Source organism: Halothermothrix orenii H 168 (assembly GCF_000020485.1).
Classification (GTDB): Bacteria; Bacillota; Halanaerobiia; order Halanaerobiales; family Halothermotrichaceae; genus Halothermothrix; species Halothermothrix orenii.
Genome location: NC_011899.1, coordinates 1,370,052 through 1,393,770 on the forward strand (window position 1 = coordinate 1,370,052; position 23,719 = coordinate 1,393,770).

The window sequence follows — 23,719 nt, forward strand, 5'->3', positions numbered from 1 at the left end:
CATCAGCCCCCTAAATCACCTGATTCATATAATAGCATGGTCAATACCACCAGTCCAGCAGTTTCAGTCCTCAAGATACGTGGTCCTAAAGTTATAGGAATTCCCCCAAGTTGTTCAATAAACTTAATTTCCTCCGGGGGAAAGCCCCCTTCAGGACCGATTATCACTAATATCTTACTGATTTCACTGACATTTACTGTTGATAAAACGTTTTTTAAGTTTTTACCCTGTTCCTCTTCCCAGGGAATTATTATAAGATCAAAATTAGATTTAAATTGCGTTAACTCTTTGAGACTATATACCCTTTCAACTGTGGGTATCCTTCCCCGCCCCGACTGTTTGGCAGCTTCTTTAGCAATCTTTTGCCATCTATCGGTTTTCTTTCGTTCTTTTTTTTTATTTAATCTAACTATAGTCCTTGTTGTTTTAAGGGGGATAATACTACGAACCCCGATTTCAGTTGCCTTCTGGATAACTAAATCCATTTTTCTTTTTTTAGGAAGAGCCTGGGCCAGGGTAATATTTAATGACGGTTCATTCCTGTTTTTATATTCTTTAATTATTTTCCCGGTTATCTGGTTTTCCTTTATCTCCTCAATAGTAGCAACATAATCCCGACAGTTTCCGGGGCAGACAATGAGTTTATCACCCGGATTCAGCCGTAAAGAATTAACAATATGGTTATAATCATTCCCTTTTATTATTACCAGATCATCCCGTATTTGTTCTTCAGATACAAAAAAACGGTGCATAAAACAGCTCAATCCTTTCTGGCAACCAGACTTACCCATTCGTTGAGTTTTACTTCTTCTAGCAGGTTAAACCCGGAATTTACTAAAACCGTAGCAATTCCCTCTGTTTCTTCTTCAATAATGCCAGACAGAATTAAAAACCCATTATTTTGAACAACGGAAATAAGATTGGGTAATACCTTATAAATAATATGAGGAAGAAGATTGGCAACTACCAGGGAATAATTACCTGTAACTTTATCTGAGGCATCCTGAAGAACAAAATTAACAAAATCTTCTACTCCATTAATTCTGGCATTCTCCCGGGCTGCTTTTATAGCAGCCCTATCCCGGTCGATTCCTACAACTTCCTTAACATCCAGCATAGCCCCCACTATTGACAGAATACCGGTGCCACAACCTACATCCAGCATATTTTTAATGTTATAGGTACTGGTATACTTTTCTATTAATTTAACACACATTCTGGTAGTTTCATGATTTCCCGTACCAAATGCCATCCCGGGGTCTATTTCAATGATCTTTCTGGTATTATCCCGACAATTCTCCCAGCTCGGACAGACAATAAACCTGTCACCAACCGGAATGGGTTTAAAATATTTGTGCCAGGAAGTAGCCCAGTCTTCATCTTTGACTGTATCAGTTATAATTTCACAATCACCGATATCAAATCCAAAATCCTTTAAATTAATTACCCTTTCCCTCAATAAATTCAATAAATCTGAGAGATTATTATCATCAGGGTAATATGCCGAAACCCGGCTTGTTTTTCCACTCTGGTCTAACTCAACTCCACGGGCCCCGAGTTCAATCATGATATTACTAACAGCTTCTTCTGCTAATATATTTACTTTTGCTGTTACTTTTTTCCAGTCCATTTATCCCACTCCAAAGGCATCTTTAACTTTTTTTATAAAGCTTTTTTGTTCTGGATTTATTTCATCTCCACTAATTTCGGCAAATTTCCTTAAAAGTTCCTTTTGCTCATCATTCATCTTTTCAGGAATAACTACTCTAACCTTTATAAATTCATCTCCTCTTCCCCTTCCATTAAGGTGGGGAATTCCCTTGTTTTTCAGGCGGAAAACAGTATCAGGCTGGGTTCCTTCAGGAATAGTAAATTTAACCTTACCCTCAAGAGTAGGAACTTCAATTTTATCACCCAGGGCTGCCTGCACAAAACTAATAGGTACTTCACAATATATGTCGTCATCTTTTCGCTCAAATATATCATGGGGTTCAACCTCTATTATAATATATAAATCACCATTGGGAGCACCTTTATCACCGGCTTCACCTTCATTGGGCATCCGGAGCCTGGTTCCAGTATCTACACCCGGTGGTATTTTAACCGTAATCTTCCGCTGTTTCCTAACCTTACCACTACCCTGGCAGGTAGGACAGGGATCATCAATTATAGTACCCCGACCTCCACAGCGGTCACAGGTTCTGGTCTGGGCAAATTGTCCAAACGGAGTCCTCTGGGTGTATCTAACCTGTCCACTCCCATTACACTGGGGACATGTTTTAGGACTGGTACCGGGCTTTGCTCCGGTACCATTACAGGTATCACATGTTTCAGTCCGGGGTATTGTAATCTTTTTAGTAGTCCCGAATGCAGCGTCTTCAAAGGGTATTTTCATCCTGTACTGGAGGTCAGCACCGGGCCGTGGGCCCCTGCGGCGACGACCCATACCACCACCGAAAAACATATCAAATATATCATCAAAGCCACCAAAACCCCTCTGCGCAAAATCTTCAAAGTTAAAATCTTCTTCATTGATACCGGCATGGCCATACTGATCATATCGAGCCCTTTTATCCGGATCACTGAGAATCTCATATGCCTCTGAAATCTCTTTAAACTTCTCTTCAGCATCAGGGTCATCTTTATTTATATCAGGATGGTATTTTCTGGCCAAACGGCGATATGCTTTTTTAATTTCTTTTTGATCGGCATCTCTGCTGACTCCCAGAATTTCATAATAATCTTTACTGGTTGCCACCTAACCACCACCTTTTTATTGCCTTTTTCACCTGTAGATTAATATATCAGTCCTTTACCATTTTACCACTACTTAATATGTTTTAAAACCCTTTTTTATTTTATGCTGTATCAAAAAACACGTTAATCATTCATTTTTCCCCTGAAAACAATTTTCTACCCAATATGAGAAAAGAAGGGGGAGTGGTCCCCTTCTTTCCTCGGAATAACTTTATTCTTTTCCTCATCATAAAAGCTTTATTTATCATTTGTCGTCATCATCTACCTCTTCATAGTCAACATCAATGGTCTTCCCATCGTTTTGTCCTGTCTGGTTATCGGTCTGGGCTCCCTGCTGCCCCTGGGCCTGTTGCTGGGCCTGTTGCTGTGCCTGAGCATATAACTGGGAACTTAATTCGGTTAACTCATTCTTGAGGGCTTCAGTCTTTTCTTTAATCTGGTCCACATCATCACCCTCAAGGGCTTTTTTCAATTCATCTTTGGCTTTTTCAACCTTATCTTTTACATCCTTACTGACCTTGTCACCGGATTCTTTAAGTGTCTTTTCAGTCTGATAAACCAGACTATCTGCTTCGTTTCTGGCCTCAATTTCCTCGAGACGTTTTTTATCTTCTTCCTCATGTTTTCTGGCATCGTTTACCATTTTTTCGATTTCGTCTTCAGATAAGCCACTGGAAGATTTTATGGTAATCTGCTGTTTTTTGCCTGTACCCAGGTCTTTAGCAGATACATGGACTATACCATTGGCATCAATATCAAACTTGACTTCAATTTGAGGAACTCCTCTCGGAGCAGGTGGAATACCGGTTAACTGGAAACGACCCAGGGTAACATTATCTTTAGCCAGTTTTCTTTCACCCTGTAATACATGGATATCAACACTTGTTTGATTATCAGCTGCTGTAGTAAAGACTTTCTTCTTTGAAGTAGGGATGGTTGTATTCCTCTCAATTAACTTTGTAAATACTCCACCCAGTGTCTCGATACCAAGGGAAAGTGGTGTTACATCCAGGAGAACTATATCATCAACATCTCCCGCCAGTACACCTGCCTGAATGGCTGCTCCCATAGCAACAACCTCATCAGGGTTGATACCCTTATGAGGGGCTTTACCGATAAAATCCTTAACAGCCTCCTGGACGGCCGGAATCCTGGTAGAACCACCTACCAGTATAACTTCATCAATGTCGCCAGGTTCTAAACCTGCATCTTTCAGGGCCTGACGGGTAGGACCCATGGTCTTTTCTACCAGGTCTTCTGTCAACTCATTAAATTTGGCCCGTGTCAAATCAATATCCAGGTGTTTGGGCCCATCTTCTGTCTGGGTAATAAAAGGTAAGTTTATATTGGTAGTCTTTACAGAGGAAAGCTCTTTTTTAGCCTTTTCAGCGGCATCTTTAAGCCTCTGAAGAGCCATTCTGTCATCCCTGAGGTCAACACCATATTCTTTTTTAAAGTTTTCGGCCAGATAATCTATTATCCTTTTATCGAAATCATCCCCACCCAGGTGGTTGTTACCACTGGTGGCTACAACCTCAAAAACGCCATCTCCAATTTCAAGTAAAGAAACATCAAAGGTACCACCACCCAGGTCAAAAACAAGAATGGTTTTATCTCCCTCTTTATCCAATCCATAAGCCAGGGCTGCTGCAGTAGGTTCATTGATAATTCTTTTAACCTCAAGACCGGCAATACGACCGGCATCCTTTGTTGCCTGGCGTTGACTATCTGTAAAATAAGCTGGTACAGTAATAACTGCCTCATTAACTTCTTCACCGAGGTATTCTTCAGCATCTCTTTTTAACTTCTGTAAAATCATTGCAGAAATTTCCTGGGGAGTATATTCCTTATCATTAAGGGTAACCTTATGGTCAGTACCCATATGCCTCTTTATAGACCTGATGGTCTGATCTGGATTGGTAATAGCCTGCCTTTTAGCAGGTTCTCCGACAATACGCTCCCCTTTTTTAGTATAAGCAACAACCGAAGGTGTAGTGCGGTTACCTTCTGCATTTGGAATAACCGTTGGTTCTCCACCTTCGAGAACGGCTACACATGAGTTAGTTGTCCCTAAGTCAATACCTATAATTTTACCCATTTCAATTCCCCCTTATCTTTCCTTTTTAACTTATAGATTATTTAGCAACTTTAACCATAGCAGGCCTGATTACTTTATCTTCAAGTATGTAGCCTTTTTGTAATTCCTCTACTACAGTACCGGATTCATACTTTGAATCTTCAACCTGCATTATAGCTTCATGAAGGTTATGGTCAAAGGGTTCACCAACAGCCGGTATAACTTCAACCCCTTCTTTTTTTAAGGTATCCATTAGCTGCCGGTAAATCATATCAACCCCCTGTTTAAATTCATCCTCATCAGGGGCAGAATTTAAAGCCCGTTCAAAATTATCAACAACGGGCAAAATTTTTTCAATCAATTCAATTTTAGCCCTGATACCAATCTTCCCCTTTTCTTTATTAGTTCTTTTCCGGTAATTAATAAAATCTGCCTGCAACCTCTGAAGTTTATTAAATATGTTATTCTTTTCTTCAGTCAATTCGTCTACTTCCGTTTCGAGCTCTTTAACCCGCTCTTTAAGGTGTTTTATATCTTCATCTGAGCCGTTCTTATCTTCCTGTTCCTGTTTATTGTCCCCATTGTCTTCTTTATTATTTGTCCTATCCTGTGATTTGTTATCGATCTGAATAGATTCATCATTATTTTCAACTTCTTGATCATTATTTTCATTATTTCTCACTGTTTCAACGTTATTTTTTTCTTCCTTTTCGTTAAATTCTTCATTAGAACTTACATGCTTTTCTTTTTCCATGACACATCACCCATCCATTCTAGATATTATTTTGCCAACAATTTTTGAAAGTGAATTTACTGTAGAAACTACCATGGGATAATGCATCCTTGTAGGACCAATTACCCCCAGTTTGCCCAGCGGTTTATCACCTATACAATAGGTAGCTATAACAATACTGCATTTATGCATTTCTTCCAGCTGGTTTTCATGTCCAATTACAACTTTTAATTCATTATCAGAAAAACTATTAAGTAATTTACCAAGTATTTCTTCATGGTCAAGTATATTTAAAACCTTTTTTAGATTCTCAAGATTGTTAAATTCTGGCTGTTCCAAAATATATGAAGTTCCCCCGAGATGAACCTTGAGTTCAGCCGGTTTAGCAACTTTTAGCATTTCATCAAATATTAATTTTATTATACGTTCAGACATCTTTAACCTGTTCAGTAATTCTTCTTCAATTTTACTCAAAAAACCTTCGTCTAGTGTATTCAGCTCTCTTTTCTGTAGTTTTCGGGAAAAAAACTCATTAAGGTATCTTAATTGTTTGGAAGATATTTCTTTAGTAAGACTTATTATTTTATTATTCACTATTCCGGTATCTGTCACTAAAACTATAAGTAAATTTTTACGGGAAACCTTTAATAATTTAATTTCCCTTATCCTGCTTTTTTTTAGTTGAGGTTCACTGATAACAGCAGTATATCTCGTTAACCTGGAAAGCATCCGGGCCAGATTGGACATTATAGTCTGGACATTCTGTTCAAAAGTAAACTCCCCTAACATTTTTCTAATTTCTTGTTCAGGATAGTCCCGGGTTTCCATCAGGGAATCAACATAATAACGGTAACCCTTATCTGAAGGAACCCTACCGGCAGAAGTATATGGCTGCTCCAGATATCCCATATCCTCAAGATCAGACATTTCATTTCTAATAGTTGCTGAACTAACACCAAACTCATAGTTTTTTGCCAGGGTCCGGGAACCGATCGGTTCGGCAGTCAGGATATGCTCCTGAACGATGGCCTTTAATATCTTTCTTTTCCTATCATCAATAAAGTCAACCATCCTGTTCACCCCTTATTTAGCACTCAACCCTACAGAGTGCTAATAGCTAATACTAAAATAACATATTAATTTTTTTTTGTCAAATATTTTAAGCCGGCAAAAACTCTACAAATACCTGATTTCCCAGCAACAGACCCTTTTCTGTTAGCTGTATCCTATCTCCTTTTATATGGATTAAATCCTTTTCAATTAGTTCTGTAATTTTATTATAATAAATTTCCTTTAAATCAACACCAAAGCATTCCTTAAACTCCTTAAAAGAGATACCTTTCCGCAGCCGGAGACCAAGAATGATATACTCTGACATCATTTCTTCTCTATCAAGTCTTACAGTATTGTCTACAGGCAGCACCCCATTTTCAAGGTGTTTGATATAAGGGGTGAGATTAGAATAATTATTAAACCTGGTTTTACCGGTAAAACTATGGGCAGCCGGTCCCAGCCCCAGGTAAGGTTCATACTTCCAGTAGAGAATATTATGTCTCGATTCAAAACCCGGTCTGGCAAAATTAGATATTTCATAATGAAGGTAACCTGCTTTACCCAGCTGCTTTTTCGCTTTTAAGTACATCCGGGCATCAACTTCATCTGAGACCGGTTTAATTTCTCCCTTTTTAACCTTTTTATAAAGAAGAGTTCCTTTTTCTAGTTGAAGATTGTAAAGGGAAAGATGGGGTGGTTTCAATTCCAGGATCTGTTTCAAAGAATATTCCCAGTTATCCATACTCTGACCAGGTATGGCAAAGATTAAATCAGTATTATAATTATCAAAAACCCTGTTTATTAAAAGCAGAACCTCCCGGGCCTTCTTAGAACTATGGAATCTGCCCAGTAATTTGAGTTCATCTTCCACAAAACTCTGGACCCCAAGGCTCAGACGATTAATACCCAGCTTTTTAAAATACTTTATTTTTTCTAAAGTCAGGGAGCCAGGATTGGCTTCCAGGGTAATTTCACCTTCTTCAGATACAGAAAAATTATTAAAAATAAAATCAAATATCCTGTAAAGCTGGTTATAAGTAAAAAGGCCAGGGGTACCCCCGCCCAGATAAATGGTCTTTATTTTTTTGGTAGGTATCTTTTTGCTGTAGATTTTAATTTCCTTTAGGAGAGACTCAACATATTTATTGGCAAACTCCTGGGTGTATTTTATTGAGTAAAAATCACAATAACTACACTTACGCAGGCAAAATGGGAAATGAATATATAGGCCAAAGGGCCTGTCATATTCTTTTAATTTAATCATCATCGTTCCTCTCTAATACTGCCATAAAAGCTTTCTGGGGAATCTCAACTTTACCTACCTTTTTCATCCGTTTTTTACCCTCTTTTTGCTTTTCCAGGAGCTTCCTTTTCCTGGTAACATCCCCTCCATAGCACTTCTGCAGTACATTTTTCCTTAAGGCTTTTATATTTACCCTGGCTATTATTTTATTCCCGATGGCAGCCTGAATGGGTACTTCAAACATCTGTCTCGGAATAAGTTTTTTAAGTTTTCGTATAAGGGAACGCCCTCTTGCTTCAGCACTGTCCCGATGTACTATACAGGAAAGGGCATCCACAACTTCCCCATTAATAAGAATATCAAGTTTAACCAGATTGGATTCCTTATAACCTTTAAATTCATAATCCAGGGTTGCATATCCCCTTGTTTTAGATTTTAGCTGATTAAAGAAATCTGTAATCAATTCACTCAGGGGTATTTCATATATCAGAGAAACCCTGTCTCTATCCACATACTGCATATCCTTAAATTCACCACGGTTATCCTGACATAACTCCATGGCCTGTCCGACAAATTCTTCAGGAAGGTAAATCTCAGCCCTGACAAAGGGTTCTTCAATACTCTCTATTTGTTGTTGTTCCGGAAATTCAGCAGGATTTTCTATTTCCAGCTTCTCCCCATCAACCGTATTTATCCGGTAATTAACACTGGGAGCAGTAACCACCAGATTAAGACCATACTCCCTTTCCAGCCTTTCCTGAATTATTTCCATATGAAGAAGGCCTAAAAAGCCACATCTAAAACCAAAACCCAGGGCCTCTGATGTTTCCGGTTCAAAACTCAAAGAGGCATCATTGAGCTGAAGTTTTTCCAGAGCATCCTTCAACAGCTCATAATCATTACTATCTGTCGGATAAAGACCACTGAAAACCATTGGTTTTACTTTTTTATACCCTGGTAATGGCGACTCAGCCGGTTTATTACTCAGGGTTATGGTATCCCCGACCCTACAGTTTTTAACATCTTTTATACCGGCAATTACATAACCAACATCCCCGGCCCTCAATTTATTAACTGTTTTCATATCAGGAACAAATATACCCAGTTCATCAACTTCATAGGTTTTCTGGTTTGACATCATCATTATTTTATCTCCTGGACTTATTTCCCCATTCACTATCCTGACATAGGCGACTACGCCCTGGTAAGAATCATAAAAAGAATCAAAAACAAGGGCTCTCAAAGGTCTGTTAACTGTATTTTCGGGAGGAGGAACCAATTCTACTATAGCATCAAGGACATCTTGAATCCCTGTCCCTTCTTTGGCACTGGTAAGAATAACATTATCTACTTCAAGACCAATTTCAATTAGCTGTTCCTTAACCCGTTCTGGATCAGCACTGGGTAAATCTATTTTATTAATGACAGGTATTATTTCCAGATCATGTTCAAGGGCAAGATAAATATTGGCCAGGGTCTGGGCTTCAACCCCCTGTGAGGCATCTACCACCAGAAGGGCTCCCTCACATGCTGCCAGACTCCTCGATACTTCATAGGTAAAATCAACATGGCCTGGTGTATCTATTAAATTTAGTTCATAACCCTTATAATTCAACCTGACGGCCTGAGCTTTAATGGTTATTCCCCTCTCCCTTTCCAGGTCCATCTTGTCAAGAACCTGATCCTGCATTTCACGGTCACTTATTGTTCCCGTATATTCAAGCAGCCGGTCAGCCAGGGTTGACTTGCCATGATCAATATGAGCTATTATACAAAAGTTACGAATATGACTGGTATCCACCTGGGTTGGACCTCCTCTACTCTGACTAATTCTCACACCATTATAACACCGTAATCATTAATTATCAAGGAAATCAATCCCTTTTATACAGTAAAGAAGAAATTACATCAGCCAGTAACCTTACCGAATTTATGGCCTCTGTGGTTGTATTATTGTAATCACCTATTTCCAGTAATAGAGCCCTGGGATGAAGGTCCTGATTATAGGTGGTATCTCTAATCTCCAGTCTTTTGAGGAGCCCAGGATACATTTCCTCAATTTTGCCTGACATTTTTTGAGCAAACTCAAGGTTTTTCTTCCAGTTCTGATGATGCTCTTTAAGATTCAATCTGGCAAAATCAAATTTACCGTTTGTCACCACTATCATTATTCTGGCAACTTTTTTTCCATTAAGGGTGGTAGTATATACCCCTTCTTTAATATCTTCAACTCCATCCCGGTGAATATCAAGTACCAGGTCAACTCCTTCGTACTTTTTTAAAATATTTTTAAGGGTTTGTCGTGATTTATAATAGGCCCGGGCATAACTTTCATCATGTACCCTGGTTGTATGTATAACCCTTATATTATGTTGTTCTGAAAGGATCCGGGCAAGCTCGGCTCCAACCCTCCCTATATTCCCGATTTGACCCGGCAGAACATGTCCGTTGTTATCCTGGGGTCGGGGATCATCTATATAGGTTTCTGAAGTATGGGTATGGTATATCACAACCAGAGGACGTTCTACCGCTTTTTTAATATTATCTGCTTCCCTTTGTTTACTTTCACGCAAATCAAATTTTAACCTGATAACACTACTTTTTTTACTTTTATCTTCTGCAGGTTCATAAACCTTCCTGGAAGGTTGTCTCAACGTGGCAGGGGTGTAATAACTTAATAAAGGTATTTCCCGTTTCAGGTAGGTAATAGGGGCCTTAATGCGGATCCCGGTTAGCTGATATATTAAATTATCGGGTTGCAGGGTTTTTTTAATTTTATCCAGGGTTCCCATATTAACCTGTCTATAGTATTTTTTATCAAAACTCGACCAGACCGGTATTGCTTCATTACCAGTAGTCCGGTATTTCATGATATTTAACCATGCCAGGACCAGAATAATTATAATTACCACATATTTGGCTTTATTAATAGACATTATAATTCCTCCCATAAAAATATATGAGAGGAAGGATAGCTATAGAACGAATAACCTTTACCTGTCCCCAAATTGTTATAATAATTATTTAAATTAATAATTAGTTTAACCGGACTCCGGCCCACATTACAAAGGCAGACATTACATTTATATAAACTGTAATTCTAAAATATAATGTAAAAATTTAAACCAGGCCAGTGTCCGGTTATAACATTATACTCTCAATATATAAATAAGCAAAATTTATTTTTATCTATAAATATTATTTTTTATTTATAAATATAATGATAGATTTTCTGGAGTAATATCAGGATGAAGGGCTACATTAACCCCTCCCCCAATTATTCGGCCAACATCCTTGATTAACTCATCTATACCTTTAGGAGACATAATTAAATCACCCATATAGGGGCTTAGAATATTTGCCATTAACCTTTTTTTCTCAGCTTCCTCAATATGGCGAAACCTTTCCCGTTCGGTAGGCGAAAATAATTCACCCTGTATTAGCTGTTCCATAGCATCATTTACAATAGTTATTGCATTTACCACTGTAGGTACCCCGATTGCGATTACAGGTATGTTCATTGTCTCCTGATTTATTGCCAGTCTCTTTTTCCCGAGGCCAGACCCTGGTGATATTCCTGTATTACTTATTTGAATGGTCCGGGCCAGCCGGTCTGTACTCCTGGCTGCCAGGGAATCAATGGCTATAATAAGATCAGGGTTTACCAGCTGGACAACACCTTTTATTATCTCAGCTGTCTGGACACCGGTTAATCCCAGTACACCGGGAGCCAGTGCACAGACTGGTCTTAATCCTTTTCTCAATTCTGGAGGAGCCTGTTGGTAGAGATGTCTGGTTACCATCAAATAATTCAGGGCATGGGGCCCCAGAGCATCCGGGGTAGCATTCCAGTTTCCAAGCCCAACTACAAAAATGGTAGGCTCCAGATTGGGATGGGGTCTTATGGCGTCAAAATTGATAAGATTCCCCAGTTCTGTGGCAAATATATCTGTTAGCTTATCATGGGCAAGCCTGTTTTGACCCCTCAAATCCTGTGATTCTATGGTAATATATGTACCAACAGGTTTATTAATGGCTTCTGCTCCCTGCTGATTTAAAACCTCTATTCGTGTTATTTTAGCATTCTCAACTATTTCCTCCCTAACACTGACCCCAGGAACCTCTCCCCCGGTCCTTTTAACAGCTAAATTATGTGCTTCTACCGCCAGGTCTGTATACACTTCTACATTATTATAAGGGTTACTATTAAAATATGGTTTCATTGTAGGACTCTCCTTATCTTAATTCAGTGGGGACAAAAGCATCAATTAACCCGATAACCAGGGATGCCAGTAATGCTCCCCAGATGGATACGCTTAATCCTTCCACTAGAAATTGACTGGCATATATTACTACAGCTGCTGTAATAAATCCTATTATACCCCTGTTCTGAGGGGATATTCTGTCTCCCATTAAAGCTTCAACCACATAACCGAGGACAGCAATTACTACTGCAGCAATCAGGGCATTTACAAAGCCTACCATCGTAAAACCGGGAACAAAATAACCAACTGCCAGTAAAACAAGTGCTGAAACAATAAATCTAATTATGGCACCAACCCAGTTTGTCATGATCTCACCTCCTGATTTTATTAGCCAGTAATATAATAACCCTAAAAACTAATTAATATGCAAATTTTTAAAGGCTTTACCTTGCATTTTAGAAAAAGTCATGGTAAAATTGAAATGCTGTAAACAAGTAGGGTTACTTATAAGTATATAGAAATAAATCTGGTAAAAATCAAGGAGGTGAAAGTTTTAAGATGCCAATTATCAAATCTGCAAAAAAGAGGGTAAGAATTACTGAAAAGAGAACTGCTTATAACCGGGAATGGAAAGAAAAAATAAAGCAGGCAATTAAAGAGTTTGAAAAGGTCGTTGAAGAAGGAAATGTTGAAGAGGCAGAAGCCAAACTCCGTGAAGCCAGTAAAATACTAGATAAATCAGCCGGTAAAGGAATTATTCATAAAAATAAAGCGGCCCGTAAAAAGAGCCAGCTTACCAGACAGTTTAATAAAATTGCTTAATAAGTTAAAATTAAAATATATTTAACATCCCAGTGTCAAGGAAAGATTTAAATTTCCTTGGCATTTTTAATTTATATTACATTTTTATTACATTTTTGACGTTTAATATATAATTTTTATATTATTAATTAATCGAACTTATCATGGCCAGTTCAAGGGAAAACCGACTATCTTTATATTTTCCGGTCACTATTTCATAATTAGCTTTAAGGAATTTTTCGAGCATTATTTCCAGTTCTTCTTCACTAAAATTATCACACTGGCGGTAACACTTTTTTACCGGGTATGGGTGTTCCCCCAATATTTTTGCTATCTGATCCGGTGATTTACCTTCATTCTTTAGCTCCTTAACTGATAATAACAACCTGACCTGTCTTACCACCATGGCCAGGATCCTTAATGGTGCTTCACCTTCCTTCATCATGTCATTGAGCAAAATAATAGCCTGCCCTTCATTCCTTTCACTAAGAGCATCGACCAGTTTAAAAATCATATTATCCTCTATATACCGGTCCCGGCTAATTATCTTTTGAATATCTTCAAGAGAAATTAAATCTTTATCTCCTGTATAGATAGAAACTTTTTCAATTTCATTTTCCAGTTGTTCAAGGTTATTACTGAACATCTCTTCAAGCAACTGAACCACTGATCTATTTACCTTTTTTCCATGATTTTTAAATTTAGATATAATCCAGTTATCAAGCTGCCTATACCTGGGTGCCTTTAAATTTATTATCTCACCAACCTCTTTAATTTTCTTGGCAGGTTTTAACCGTTTATCTATCTGACCTTCAACTACTATTAAGAGAATGGTCGTCTCTGGAAAATCATCAAATAATTTTGCTAATTTATTATCATTACCATTTTTACCGGTAAAATAATCTTTACACCGGGCAACAACATACCTCCTGTCAGACATAACAGGTAACGTTTTTACTTTTGCAATTAAACTATCAACAAAATTATCTTCCCCGTCATTAATAAAAGTTAGGTTAAAATCCCTGACTTCCTGTTTTACAAACTTATCAATAAATTTATCAATAAATTGTTCCCTTAAATATTTATCTTCACCGTAAATAAGATATACCGGTTTTAAATTTTTTTTGGCTCCCTTTAATATTTTCTCTAATTGACCCATTCTTATTCACCTGCTTTTTTTAATAATCGTCACCCAATTTTACGACAGGAAATTATAAAAGTTCCTGAATTATTAAAAATCACTAAGTTAGAACAAAAAATATAAAATCATTGTTTTTTAATTTACCATAAATATAGTAACATAAAATTTAATCCTGCTGCAAATTATAATTAATGAACTACTTGTCAGGAGGTGTCAAATTGGCCAGACGTAATAACCATATTCTAAATCCACGGGCCGCTGATTCCCTTGACAGGTTTAAATATGAAACCGCTGATGAATTAGGACTTATAAATAAAATTCAAAGACAGGGTTGGGAAAATATGACCACCAGAGAAGTTGGTAAAATCGGTGGTAATATGGTCCGTAAGATGATTCAGATGGCCGAGGACAAAATGGCAAGGCGGGGACCTGGCAAGTAGATAATATAGATCAGGCGGGATTTTTTAAATCCCGCCTCTCTAATAACTCCCATATAATTCTAGTATAACCTCCCTCCCTAAATCGCATAATAGTAATACACTGAAAGGAGGTGAGAATTGATGGCAGGAACTGGACAAAGAAATAATACTCTGATTAACCCTCTGGCTGCTCAGGCCATGGAAAAATTTAAGTATGAAGTAGCTCAGGAACTGGGTATTCAGATTCCACAGAGCGGTTATTATGGTGAAATGACTACCCGTGACACCGGTGCTCTCGGTGGTCATATGGTAAGGAAAATGGTTGAAGCTTATGAAAATTCTTTAGCCGGTACAGGTAACCAGAACCAACAGTATTAATTTTAATATAATTTCTTACGTTTCTGGTTTAATTATCCTGGAATTATAAAAATCATCTCCTTTTAATACTGTAAAGTAAGTCGACCCTAAAATGAGCGGGATTGAATCCCGCTCATTTTAATTTTGCTGTAAAAAACTTTTTATTTCATATTCCCTGCCATTTGTATTAATAACTATTGCTCCCTGCTTGTCCGTCCTCCACACCCTGGCCCTGATATTTTGAACACGATTTAATACAGATGGTGAAGGGTGACCATATTTATTTGGACCTACTGATATAATAACATCTTCAGGCAAAACTTTTTTAAGAAAAAGGGAACTTGAAGAATCTTCACTCCCATGATGGGCAAGTTTCAATACTTCACTTTTTAATAATTGACCTGACCTCATAAGATTATATTCAACCTTTTTCCCGGCATCTCCAGTTAAAAGGAGGTCAAATTTTCCGTAACTTAATTTAAGTACTATAGAATTATCATTTCTACTATATAAACTACCTTTTGTTCCTGAATTAAATATTTTTAAAAAAACTGAACCGGATTTAAAATAATCACCTTTTTTAACTATATGAACCGGAATATCTTTTTTAAATGCCACCGCTAATATCTTTTGACAAAGGGTAGAGTTTTTATCTACCTCAGGAATACACAACAAACCAACCTCACGGTTTTTGAGAATGGTTAATACCCCCAGGGCGTGGTCAGCATCAAAATGGGTTATGAATACTATATCTATCTTTTTTATTCCCCTGTCCCTTAAGTAAGGTAATAAAACCTTATCTGCCCGGGTTGAAGATTTTGTTAACCACCCTCCTCCATCCACCATAATGTGGTGCCCATCTGGCAGGTTAATTATTATTGCATCCCCCTGACCTACATCAAAAAATATTATTTCAAGCTGTGACGGAAAAATACCCATTAATACCATCATAACTATTAAACAGGTAACCAGGACACCTGCCCATTTCAACTTCATTTTTTGCCTTTTAATATTATATGGAATATACCTGGTTTTTAACAAAAATGGTAAGTAAATCAGTACTGAATATATAGCCAGTAAAATAAACAATGGTGGTTGAGGTACTTCAATATCAAAAGGTAACAGGGCCATAAATTTCATACCGGTCCCCAGTAACCTTAAGAGATAGTATACAAACAAACGAAAAATTACCAAGCTAAAGACCGGATGAACCAGGCCCAGGATTAAGCCTATCATGCTCATACTGACAACAAGGCCGGCCAGCGGAATAGCCCATATATTTGTTAAAATACCTATCGGGGTAATAATATTAAAATAATAACTTATAATGGGTGATGAACCCAGTAAAGCAGCCCCGGAAACTGCAACAATATTGCCTAAATATTTTTTTAAAATTCCACTCCATAATATAATAAATATTAAAACAAGGTAAGTTAACTGAAAACCAACCATAAATAATGACAGGGGATTTATAACCAGATTAAGTATAGCTGCCAGTCCCAGGGTATTGAAAAAATCAGCTTCCCTATTGAAATATGGTGCCCACAAAAACACCAACGATAGTATCCCGGCCCTGAATACAGAACTCCTGAAACCGGTCATGATTATATATATAACTAAAAAAAGCGTGATAAAAAAATTTTGCCATCCTGTCGGTAATTTAAAAATCTTTACAATCGTTAAAAGCATAATTACAATAAATCCAACATGTAAACCCGAGATAGCCAGAAGGTGATTGGCACCGGCCTGGCTAAACCAGCGGTCCCACTCCCGGGGCAAATTGCTTTTCTCCCCCAGAGTCAAAGCCTTAATAACCTCATTATACGGGGAAATCAGATTAGAATCTATATTTTTAATTAACTGTCGTTTAAGGGATATAATTATTTTTTTAACAGGGTGTTTTTTAAAATAGGTTTTACTTACAGGACCAGTAACATAACCTTTGCTGAAGACGCCTTTTTTAAATAAGTATTTATACTGGGAAAAGGATCCCGGGTTAGTTTGCCTGTAGGGGGTCTGTAATACCAGGTATACTCTTACTATATCTCCATTTACCAAATCTTCTTTTATATACCGCTGGTCCAGCTGAATCAATCCATATTTAACCCGGTGGCCATTAACATAAAGAGGTTTCAAATATATTTTATTGCCCTCCAGAGCAGCTAAATCTAATACTACTTCACCGAGTACCACTTTTTCACCATTTCCATTCCAGTCAGCTATCGACCATTTACTGTTATATTTAGCTTCTTCAAATTCAACTAAAAATAAACCTGTTAATATAACAGTTATTACTATAACCACTCGACTATATTTTTCATAATTTTTAAGCCAGCAGAAAGTTCCACATGTTATAAAAAATACTAATAAAACAATTAAAATATATATATTAATATTAATAAAATAACCCAGGGTGATTCCCATTATTAAAAATAAAGCCGTCCAGAAAAGGGGTCTTGATTTCATCTCATCTTAAACTCACTTTATCTTTTAATTTTTCATAAGTCTTCTCCCCAATCCCGGAAACATTAAGTAGTTGTGCCTTATCTGTAAAAAAGCCGTTTTCTTCCCGGTATTTTACTATACTCCTGGCCTTACTGGGACCTATTCCTGGTAGTTTTTGTAATTGTTCCTGACTTGACCGGTTTAAATTAATTTTTTCAGGATATTTATCAGTAATCAATAACTCATTATTTTTATTGACTTCTTCCCTGCTCCGGGATACGCTGACTGGTTTACTCCCTGTAATGTCATTTAATAAAGCAGGGTCTTCACCCTTGTTTGACTTAATTTTGGCCGGTATGACTATTTTTTCACCATCATAAATAGGGGCAGCAAGATTTACAGCATGCCGGTCAGCCTCATCTGTAGTCCCACCAGCTGCGTTTACAGCGTCAATTACCCTTGCATCCTCTGGTAATTTATATACCCCCGGGTTTTTAACTTCCCCGGCCACATGAACAATAATTTTTTTCTTTTCTTTCTCAAGAGTTTCGTTATTTTCTTTTTCTGCATCCTCTTCTGTAGAAACCTTTATATCTTTTCCATCAGCCAGTGATTGCTTTTCAGAAGTTAATTCATCATCTAATTTAGCTATTATTACAGAATCAGTAGTATTTTGGTAAATTAAAATTCCTGTACCAATTATAATTGTTAACAATATAAATAACACTATAAGAAGTTGCTCTTTTTTTAATTTTGACATTAAAATCACCTTTCTTTATCAGGGATTATACTTAATAATTAACCATTTATTTCTATTATCCTTTATTTTTATACAATTTATAGTAATTTTTTTATATTTTTAGATTTAAAAATACAAAAAAACCCTATTCTGAATAGAATAGGGTTATCAAAACAACAATGTTCTTTTTTAAAAATCATATTTATGTCCGTTTATAATTTATTAAAACTATCCCTGTCGAAACAAAAACAAGAGCAGTAAAAATATACCCGGTTATACCTTCATTTAATAGCAGGGTAGAAAAAAAGACACCACTTACCGGAATTACAAATCTATAGATAGAAATATAACCGAGTTTATTATATTTAATTAGTGAATACCACAGGCCAAAACCAGCTGCTGATACAAATGATAAATAAATTAATATTAATAAAGCTTTGAGAGACATGTTAAGACTTAAAGGACTGACCCCTGTTACAGCAATTAAAAATAAAATCAAGGCCCCCATCAGCATTTGATAAGCAGTAATTATTGTGGGTTCTATCTTCAATGAAATCTTTTTAACCAATAAATTAGATAGAGCAGAAGTAATGGCTGCCATAATAATAAACCCTTCACCTAAAAAATTAAAAGAAAAACTAAACTCCCCTCTAGAAAGGTTTACTAAAACTACTCCTGAAAATCCCAATACTAACCCCAGGGATTTCTGTAAATTTAATTTATCATAATAAAATATAAAATGTGATAATACAACTGTTAAAAAAATCCCCAGTGTATTCAAAATTGAAGCCTTAACACCGGTTGTATTGGCAAGACCATTATAAAAAAAGAAATACTGTAGAGTAGTCTGGATAAATCCCAGTAAAAGCAACTTAATAATACTTTTTTTCCCCAGGGTAGTTATGTCATGACTGATACTCTTCCGGGTTTTTATAACCCTCCAGATCAAAAGAATCACTGCTGCCATCAAGAATCTATATGAAGCAAACAGGATTTTTAAAAGATAGTCATTTTTTCCAATTCCCAGTTCCTGATAGCTTATTTTAAGGAAAGGAAAAGCAGTTCCCCACAATATACAGGCCAGTGTGGCCAGAAATGGTACAGAATATTTTCCGGTAAATATATTTTCTTCTCTCATTTAAACCATCCTTAATTTCCTGACTTTTTAATCAACCATAAATTTTTTTATATAAATCAAACAAATAGTCCACCATCTAATTATACAAAAATATTGGCAACTTTCAAGACTAAATCGGTAAATATACTCACTCCCACCTGTAAGATAAGCTTTTACTCCTGCCGTTATTAAAAAACCCTTCCCGGAAGGGGAAGGGTTTATCTTACTGATTAAACTTTTACCTTATGTGAATTCTTATAGTATGTTAATTTATATATATTATATAAAAGACTTTTAGAGTTAATTATAAATTTAATGGAAATTGTCCATATTCTTTTATTACCCTGGTAATGGCTTTTAAATTTTCTAAGGGTGTTCCATAAGCAGTAGAATCACCGGTTGATAAAATAAAATTACGGCCGGTTCCTACCTGTTTTAACTTTTCCAGAGTATATTCCCTCGTCTCTTCAACATTCATTCTAACCAGGGCAGCAGGTTCAAGTCCACCTATAATTATTTTCCCTGTCTCTTCAAGGGCATCACCGGGTTCCAGATCTCCGGTGGTTGGAGGACATACAGAATCGATACCATCCATCTTTCCTTCAGCCAGTGTATCTGTCAGTAGTGATAACTTACCACACATATGGGTAATAAATATTTTATTATAATCATGAATAATATCTGCATACTCATCCAGCTCTTTTTTGCAATACTGTTCATACCAGGCAGGACTTAAAACAGTGGTTGAGGTATCTTCATAGGTTATAATTACTTCAGCAGGAGATTCTGCCATCACCCTGTAAATATCTCTATTCAAATTATGAATTTCACTAAATAAATTTTCCATCTCATCCTTATAATCCATTAAAAAATAGGTTGTGTTGGCAACACCTACATAAAACTGAAGCATCAACTGAATTGGAGTCAAGGGGCCAGTGAGGGTGGCAATACCATCATCTCCGATATGTTCATCAAATTCATAAAAATCCTGGTAATCCGGTTCTACAACTGCATTTCTAAAAACATATGTTAAAACCTCTATATCTTTTTTATTTTCTAACAGGTGTTTAGAGATAAACTCCGTTCCTCCACTCTTTTTATGCTCTGAATATATTTTGCCAACCGGGGTTTCAAAACCTTCATACCTTACTCCATTTCTGGTTTCATTTATGAGCTTACAATTTTTATAATGTAGTTTATAAGAATTTACATGTCTGTACATGATATCAGCACCAATATGCCTTACCACTTCAACTTCATAAAGATTAACATCTCTTTTCAAAGCCGGTGTTTTTGCCATTTCCCGGGGAGCAATATCTTCAAGCTTAATCCCCTGTTCTTCTAAAGAATTTACATAATAACGGCCTACCAGTGGAGACCATGGAATTCTATCAGGTTCCTTACCCCTTAAAACAGCCATAATTCTTTCCCGTGATGTCATCCCCATTTTAAATACCTCCTTGTTTTCGCGCGAACATTCTGTGGGTAAATTTTATGTCCGTTAGTTTTATTATATAATAAATAATGATTTGATAATTGTAATAATTTAATACATTGTTGTATTAATTTAATATTTTTATATGTTTAAATCAATTATGAACTTATCATATTATAATAAAATAACCCGGAGGCTGTTACCTCCGGGCCTTAAAAAACAATTATTTTAACTCTTTATGGCAGAACCACCAGTCAAAGCATTTGTGTTCTTTAAGCCGCTTTTTAGCTGTTTCTTCATCTGAGGCAGGTTCAATAATAACCCGGTCGTTAATAAGTTCATTGTCTGGCCAGTTAGCAGGTACAGCAACATTGTTATCATCAGAAATCTGAAGGCCCTTAACCATCCTTAAAATTTCATCCATATTACGTCCCAGTTCCTGTGGATAATAAAGGATTGCCCGGACTATACCTTCAGGGTCTACAATAAATACTGCCCTAACTGTATTGGTTCCCTTATTGGGATGAATTAACCCCAGCTTTGAGGCAACCCTCCCGGTATCATCTGCAATAACAGGAAATTTAATTTCAACATCAAGGTTATCATTTATCCATTCCACCCATTTAATGTGGGAAAAAACCTGATCAATACTTAATCCAATTAATTCCGCATCCATTTTTTTAAATTCATCAAATCTTTTTTGAAAAGCAACAAACTCAGTTGTACATACCGGGGTGAAATCTGCCGGATGGCTGAAAAGAATAAACCATTTTCCCTTATAATCCTCTGGAAGATTCTTTACCCCGTGAGTAGTTTTTACCTCCATTTCAGGAAACCTATCACCTATTAATGGTATGTTATTAATGTTTTCCATAAAAATACCTCCTCTTGATTTTTAATAATAGTAATTGTTACTATTATTATAATCAAAAAAATAACTCCTGTCAAGGAATAAATAAAAAAATAAAAAAAAGACAGCAATCTACTGTCTTCTTTAATCAGGATATAGATGAGTTTTTATCTTTCTGATTATCAAATCATTAGCAATCTCATTCATTCCTCCATGGGGAATAATTATATCTGCTAAATACCTGGTAGGCTCTACATATTTTTGATGCATGGGTTTAACTGTATTTAAATACTGATTTTTTATAGAATCAAAGGAACGCCCCCGTTCCTTAATATCCCTGTCAATCCTCCTTATGAGTCTGATATCAGCATCAGTATCAACAAAAATTTTCAAATCAAAAAGTTCTCTAAGTTCCTGGTAATGAAAAATCAGTATCCCTTCAACTATTATAATTGGTGATGGTTTGACCGGTTTTTTTTCTTCCAACCTCTCATTTGTTTTATATGAATATACCGGCCGGTATATAACCTCTCCATTTTTTAATTTATTAAGGTGTTCAATAAGTAACCCCGTTTCAAAGGATTCAGGGTGATCAAAATTTATCTGACCTTCAGGGACATTAAAATAACTTTTATCATAATAATAATAATCATGCCTTAAAACAGTTACCTTATCCTTAAATGAGTTTTTCAATATTTCAGTCAGGGTTGTCTTTCCAGAAGCTGTGCCTCCCGCAATTCCGATAATTAATGAGCTCATATTATACTCCCTTTCTTCTAATTTTACACTATATTTCTATAATATATGTTAGCTTCTATTAAATTTTATGTTTAATGATTACTCCAACAAATAGTATACCCGGCTATCTCCCTGAGGTCAAGGGTAAAAAAGAAAAACCCACCCTGGTGGGTGGCATGCCCCTCTTAACAGCAAATACTTCAATTAAAAGTTTATATAAGGACGAGCGCATCCATGGGTGGGTTAAGTTTATTCTATTTCCTTTTTATATTTCTTTAACTCATCCATAAGGCTTTGATAAGTATACTTTGAAAACTGAAAAACCAGCGGGTCATATAGATTTTTACCCTTCTTAAGCACCTTTTTCGTAACAAAATATTGATATTTATCTTCATGGGCATCCTTATCTTTCTCATGTTTTCCAGTATTATCTTTTTCCTTTTCCTTTCTGTAAATACTGACAGCCTGGGTAAGTTCACTATTCTTAATCTTTAAAGTTAAATCTATAACATTATGACCGGTCTTTACATCATTATACAAACCCTTTAACTCTCCAGCATACATATATTTTATACGCTGAAAAATGTCATCTGCTTTCTCATCATCTGGAAAAACCTTCAGGTTATACCCCTGACCTTTTACCTCAAAGCAGGCAACCTCTTCTTCTTCAAATTCAAAAACTTTATCTTCTACAAAATTATCTAATTCCTTATCAAGCCAGCTAACTTCATTCATATTAAGATGGTATATTACCTTCTTTCCTTTAACTCTGGCATAGGCCCTGGCAGTTTCTTTTTCTTTAACTACAGCAAACTCAATTATAGTTGGTTTTTCGTGATTACCGGCTAAAAGTTCTATAGTAAACCGGGGAGCAGCAAAACCATATTCATCTAAACTATCAGACCTGTCAACAAAATCTCTGGCCTTTAATAATTCAAGACTATCCAGGTAATAATCAACTGACGTGGCAGGGTAATAAAAGGGTTTTTTAATAAACCAGTTGCCATTTTCTTTAGTTATTTTAATTACTTCTCCATCCCGTTTTATAACAACACTCTTTATTTTATCCATATCAAGAGCCAGAACCCTTTTATCCCGTAGCTCATCAGAAGTCTGCTTTAAATCATTTACTTTATATTTTTCTACCCTGAATACCTTATTTTCTCCGATTTTTCTTACATATACTCCACCACTGACCGGTGTTTCATAACCTATATACAACAATTCTTTTTGCCCATTCTTCAAATTAACCAGAAGTTTGTGCGATGGTTTATCAAGACCATATTGTTTCCAGTCAATATCAGTCCCCTTAGCTACTATCCGGTCAGATTTGAGTTCTTTTAGCCTATCTAGGAGATTATCAAACTTATCTTTATCAACTCGCCATTTATACGGTTCTGTCATCAACCATTTCTCTTCACCATTTAATAAGACTATTTTTTCCTGTGGTGTTGTCAATTCTATAGATTTAATATCTTCCGCAGAAAGCTTTAATATCTGTTTTGCTTTTTCTCCTTCAGGGACAGGTTTATTTAATTCAAAGAAGTATACATAACCCAGCAAGAAGACAAAAATAATAGCAAGCACCAGGGTTGATTTGAATTTCATA

The 23,719-nt window shown here is 36.4% G+C and carries 22 protein-coding genes; 3 read left to right on the top strand and 19 right to left on the bottom strand.

Features of this window, described 5'->3' with window-relative positions; genetic code table 11:
- Nucleotides 1-2: 2 nt before the first annotated feature.
- The 11 genes from HORE_RS06665 to HORE_RS06715 form a co-directional block, all read right to left on the bottom strand.
- The gene (locus HORE_RS06665; protein ID WP_143710040.1) at nt 3-791 is read right to left on the bottom strand and encodes a 16S rRNA (uracil(1498)-N(3))-methyltransferase; all 789 of its coding nucleotides are present in this window, start codon (nt 789-791) and stop codon (nt 3-5) included.
- Nucleotides 761-1,630: a 50S ribosomal protein L11 methyltransferase gene (gene prmA, locus HORE_RS06670; protein WP_012636212.1), complete on the bottom strand. Its 870-nt coding sequence runs from the start codon at nt 1,628-1,630 to the stop codon at nt 761-763. Before prmA ends, HORE_RS06665 begins: the two co-directional genes overlap by 31 nt.
- Nucleotides 1,631-2,758, bottom strand: coding sequence for a molecular chaperone DnaJ (gene dnaJ / locus HORE_RS06675; protein WP_012636213.1), 1,128 nt, complete (start codon nt 2,756-2,758; stop codon nt 1,631-1,633).
- Nucleotides 2,759-3,001: 243 nt separating this feature from the next.
- On the bottom strand, nt 3,002-4,855 hold the full coding sequence (dnaK, locus tag HORE_RS06680; protein WP_012636214.1) for a molecular chaperone DnaK: 1,854 nt from the start codon (nt 4,853-4,855) through the stop codon (nt 3,002-3,004).
- Between the two features lie 37 nt (nt 4,856-4,892).
- Complete coding sequence (grpE, locus tag HORE_RS06685; protein WP_012636215.1) at nt 4,893-5,588, bottom strand: nucleotide exchange factor GrpE; 696 nt, start codon at nt 5,586-5,588, stop codon at nt 4,893-4,895.
- Nucleotides 5,589-5,594: 6 nt separating this feature from the next.
- Nucleotides 5,595-6,638, bottom strand: coding sequence for a heat-inducible transcriptional repressor HrcA (gene hrcA / locus HORE_RS06690; RefSeq protein ID WP_012636216.1), 1,044 nt, complete (start codon nt 6,636-6,638; stop codon nt 5,595-5,597).
- Nucleotides 6,639-6,726: 88 nt separating this feature from the next.
- Nucleotides 6,727-7,884, bottom strand: a complete 1,158-nt coding sequence (gene hemW / locus HORE_RS06695) for a radical SAM family heme chaperone HemW (RefSeq protein WP_012636217.1) — start codon at nt 7,882-7,884, stop codon at nt 6,727-6,729.
- Complete coding sequence (gene lepA, locus HORE_RS06700) at nt 7,877-9,664, bottom strand: translation elongation factor 4 (protein ID WP_012636218.1); 1,788 nt, start codon at nt 9,662-9,664, stop codon at nt 7,877-7,879. Before lepA ends, hemW begins: the two co-directional genes overlap by 8 nt.
- A 73-nt stretch (nt 9,665-9,737) precedes the next feature.
- Nucleotides 9,738-10,799, bottom strand: coding sequence for a stage II sporulation protein P (gene spoIIP, locus HORE_RS12455; RefSeq protein ID WP_012636219.1), 1,062 nt, complete (start codon nt 10,797-10,799; stop codon nt 9,738-9,740).
- Nucleotides 10,800-11,072: 273 nt separating this feature from the next.
- Nucleotides 11,073-12,086 (bottom strand): GPR endopeptidase, encoded by a 1,014-nt coding sequence (gpr, locus tag HORE_RS06710; RefSeq protein ID WP_012636220.1) that lies wholly within the window; start codon nt 12,084-12,086, stop codon nt 11,073-11,075.
- A gap of 13 nt (nt 12,087-12,099) precedes the next feature.
- Complete coding sequence (locus tag HORE_RS06715; RefSeq protein WP_012636221.1) at nt 12,100-12,435, bottom strand: phage holin family protein; 336 nt, start codon at nt 12,433-12,435, stop codon at nt 12,100-12,102.
- A 191-nt stretch (nt 12,436-12,626) separates the two neighbouring features.
- On the opposite strand from HORE_RS06715, the gene rpsT reads away from it, so the two are divergent.
- Nucleotides 12,627-12,890, top strand: a complete 264-nt coding sequence (gene rpsT, locus HORE_RS06720) for a 30S ribosomal protein S20 (protein WP_012636222.1) — start codon at nt 12,627-12,629, stop codon at nt 12,888-12,890.
- A 124-nt stretch (nt 12,891-13,014) separates the two neighbouring features.
- On the opposite strand, the gene holA is transcribed toward rpsT, so the two are convergent.
- Complete coding sequence (holA, locus tag HORE_RS06725) at nt 13,015-14,028, bottom strand: DNA polymerase III subunit delta (protein ID WP_012636223.1); 1,014 nt, start codon at nt 14,026-14,028, stop codon at nt 13,015-13,017.
- Nucleotides 14,029-14,201: 173 nt separating this feature from the next.
- On the opposite strand from holA, the gene HORE_RS06730 reads away from it, so the two are divergent.
- Both HORE_RS06730 and HORE_RS06735 read left to right on the top strand, forming a co-directional pair.
- Nucleotides 14,202-14,450 (top strand): small, acid-soluble spore protein, alpha/beta type, encoded by a 249-nt coding sequence (locus HORE_RS06730; RefSeq protein WP_050748614.1) that lies wholly within the window; start codon nt 14,202-14,204, stop codon nt 14,448-14,450.
- A 120-nt stretch (nt 14,451-14,570) separates the two neighbouring features.
- On the top strand, nt 14,571-14,807 hold the full coding sequence (locus HORE_RS06735) for an alpha/beta-type small acid-soluble spore protein (protein WP_012636225.1): 237 nt from the start codon (nt 14,571-14,573) through the stop codon (nt 14,805-14,807).
- Between the two features lie 117 nt (nt 14,808-14,924).
- On the opposite strand, the gene HORE_RS06740 is transcribed toward HORE_RS06735, so the two are convergent.
- The 7 genes from HORE_RS06740 to HORE_RS06770 form a co-directional block, all read right to left on the bottom strand.
- Nucleotides 14,925-17,252, bottom strand: a complete 2,328-nt coding sequence (locus tag HORE_RS06740; protein ID WP_012636226.1) for a DNA internalization-related competence protein ComEC/Rec2 — start codon at nt 17,250-17,252, stop codon at nt 14,925-14,927.
- Nucleotide 17,253: 1 nt separating this feature from the next.
- Entirely contained in the window at nt 17,254-17,991 is a 738-nt protein-coding gene (locus HORE_RS06745) for a helix-hairpin-helix domain-containing protein (protein WP_012636227.1), read from the bottom strand.
- A gap of 181 nt (nt 17,992-18,172) precedes the next feature.
- Nucleotides 18,173-19,108 (bottom strand): DMT family transporter, encoded by a 936-nt coding sequence (locus tag HORE_RS06750; protein WP_012636228.1) that lies wholly within the window; start codon nt 19,106-19,108, stop codon nt 18,173-18,175.
- A gap of 283 nt (nt 19,109-19,391) precedes the next feature.
- Nucleotides 19,392-20,534, bottom strand: coding sequence for a uroporphyrinogen decarboxylase family protein (locus tag HORE_RS06755; protein ID WP_012636229.1), 1,143 nt, complete (start codon nt 20,532-20,534; stop codon nt 19,392-19,394).
- Between the two features lie 211 nt (nt 20,535-20,745).
- Nucleotides 20,746-21,396, bottom strand: coding sequence for a peroxiredoxin (locus HORE_RS06760; RefSeq protein ID WP_012636230.1), 651 nt, complete (start codon nt 21,394-21,396; stop codon nt 20,746-20,748).
- 120 nt (nt 21,397-21,516) lie between these two features.
- Nucleotides 21,517-22,131 carry a uridine kinase gene (gene udk, locus HORE_RS06765; protein ID WP_012636231.1) on the bottom strand — a complete coding sequence of 205 codons (615 nt, stop codon included), beginning with the start codon at nt 22,129-22,131 and terminating at the stop codon, nt 21,517-21,519.
- Nucleotides 22,132-22,359: 228 nt separating this feature from the next.
- The gene (locus HORE_RS06770; protein WP_012636232.1) at nt 22,360-23,718 is read right to left on the bottom strand and encodes a DUF4340 domain-containing protein; all 1,359 of its coding nucleotides are present in this window, start codon (nt 23,716-23,718) and stop codon (nt 22,360-22,362) included.
- Nucleotide 23,719: the final 1 nt, after the last annotated feature.

Coding starts and splice junctions, on each gene's coding strand:
- HORE_RS06665 (WP_143710040.1), bottom strand. CDS start 791: ATGGGTAAGTCTGGTTGCCAGAAAGGATTGAGCTGTTTTATGCACCGT.
- prmA (WP_012636212.1), bottom strand. CDS start 1,630: ATGGACTGGAAAAAAGTAACAGCAAAAGTAAATATATTAGCAGAAGAA.
- dnaK (WP_012636214.1), bottom strand. CDS start 4,855: ATGGGTAAAATTATAGGTATTGACTTAGGGACAACTAACTCATGTGTA.
- grpE (WP_012636215.1), bottom strand. CDS start 5,588: ATGGAAAAAGAAAAGCATGTAAGTTCTAATGAAGAATTTAACGAAAAG.
- hrcA (WP_012636216.1), bottom strand. CDS start 6,638: ATGGTTGACTTTATTGATGATAGGAAAAGAAAGATATTAAAGGCCATC.
- hemW (WP_012636217.1), bottom strand. CDS start 7,884: ATGATTAAATTAAAAGAATATGACAGGCCCTTTGGCCTATATATTCAT.
- spoIIP (WP_012636219.1), bottom strand. CDS start 10,799: ATGTCTATTAATAAAGCCAAATATGTGGTAATTATAATTATTCTGGTC.
- gpr (WP_012636220.1), bottom strand. CDS start 12,086: ATGAAACCATATTTTAATAGTAACCCTTATAATAATGTAGAAGTGTAT.
- HORE_RS06715 (WP_012636221.1), bottom strand. CDS start 12,435: ATGACAAACTGGGTTGGTGCCATAATTAGATTTATTGTTTCAGCACTT.
- rpsT (WP_012636222.1), top strand. CDS start 12,627: ATGCCAATTATCAAATCTGCAAAAAAGAGGGTAAGAATTACTGAAAAG.
- holA (WP_012636223.1), bottom strand. CDS start 14,028: ATGGGTCAATTAGAGAAAATATTAAAGGGAGCCAAAAAAAATTTAAAA.
- HORE_RS06730 (WP_050748614.1), top strand. CDS start 14,202: ATGAACTACTTGTCAGGAGGTGTCAAATTGGCCAGACGTAATAACCAT.
- HORE_RS06735 (WP_012636225.1), top strand. CDS start 14,571: ATGGCAGGAACTGGACAAAGAAATAATACTCTGATTAACCCTCTGGCT.
- HORE_RS06740 (WP_012636226.1), bottom strand. CDS start 17,252: ATGAAATCAAGACCCCTTTTCTGGACGGCTTTATTTTTAATAATGGGA.
- HORE_RS06745 (WP_012636227.1), bottom strand. CDS start 17,991: ATGTCAAAATTAAAAAAAGAGCAACTTCTTATAGTGTTATTTATATTG.
- HORE_RS06750 (WP_012636228.1), bottom strand. CDS start 19,108: ATGAGAGAAGAAAATATATTTACCGGAAAATATTCTGTACCATTTCTG.
- HORE_RS06755 (WP_012636229.1), bottom strand. CDS start 20,534: ATGGGGATGACATCACGGGAAAGAATTATGGCTGTTTTAAGGGGTAAG.
- HORE_RS06760 (WP_012636230.1), bottom strand. CDS start 21,396: ATGGAAAACATTAATAACATACCATTAATAGGTGATAGGTTTCCTGAA.
- udk (WP_012636231.1), bottom strand. CDS start 22,131: ATGAGCTCATTAATTATCGGAATTGCGGGAGGCACAGCTTCTGGAAAG.
- HORE_RS06770 (WP_012636232.1), bottom strand. CDS start 23,718: ATGAAATTCAAATCAACCCTGGTGCTTGCTATTATTTTTGTCTTCTTG.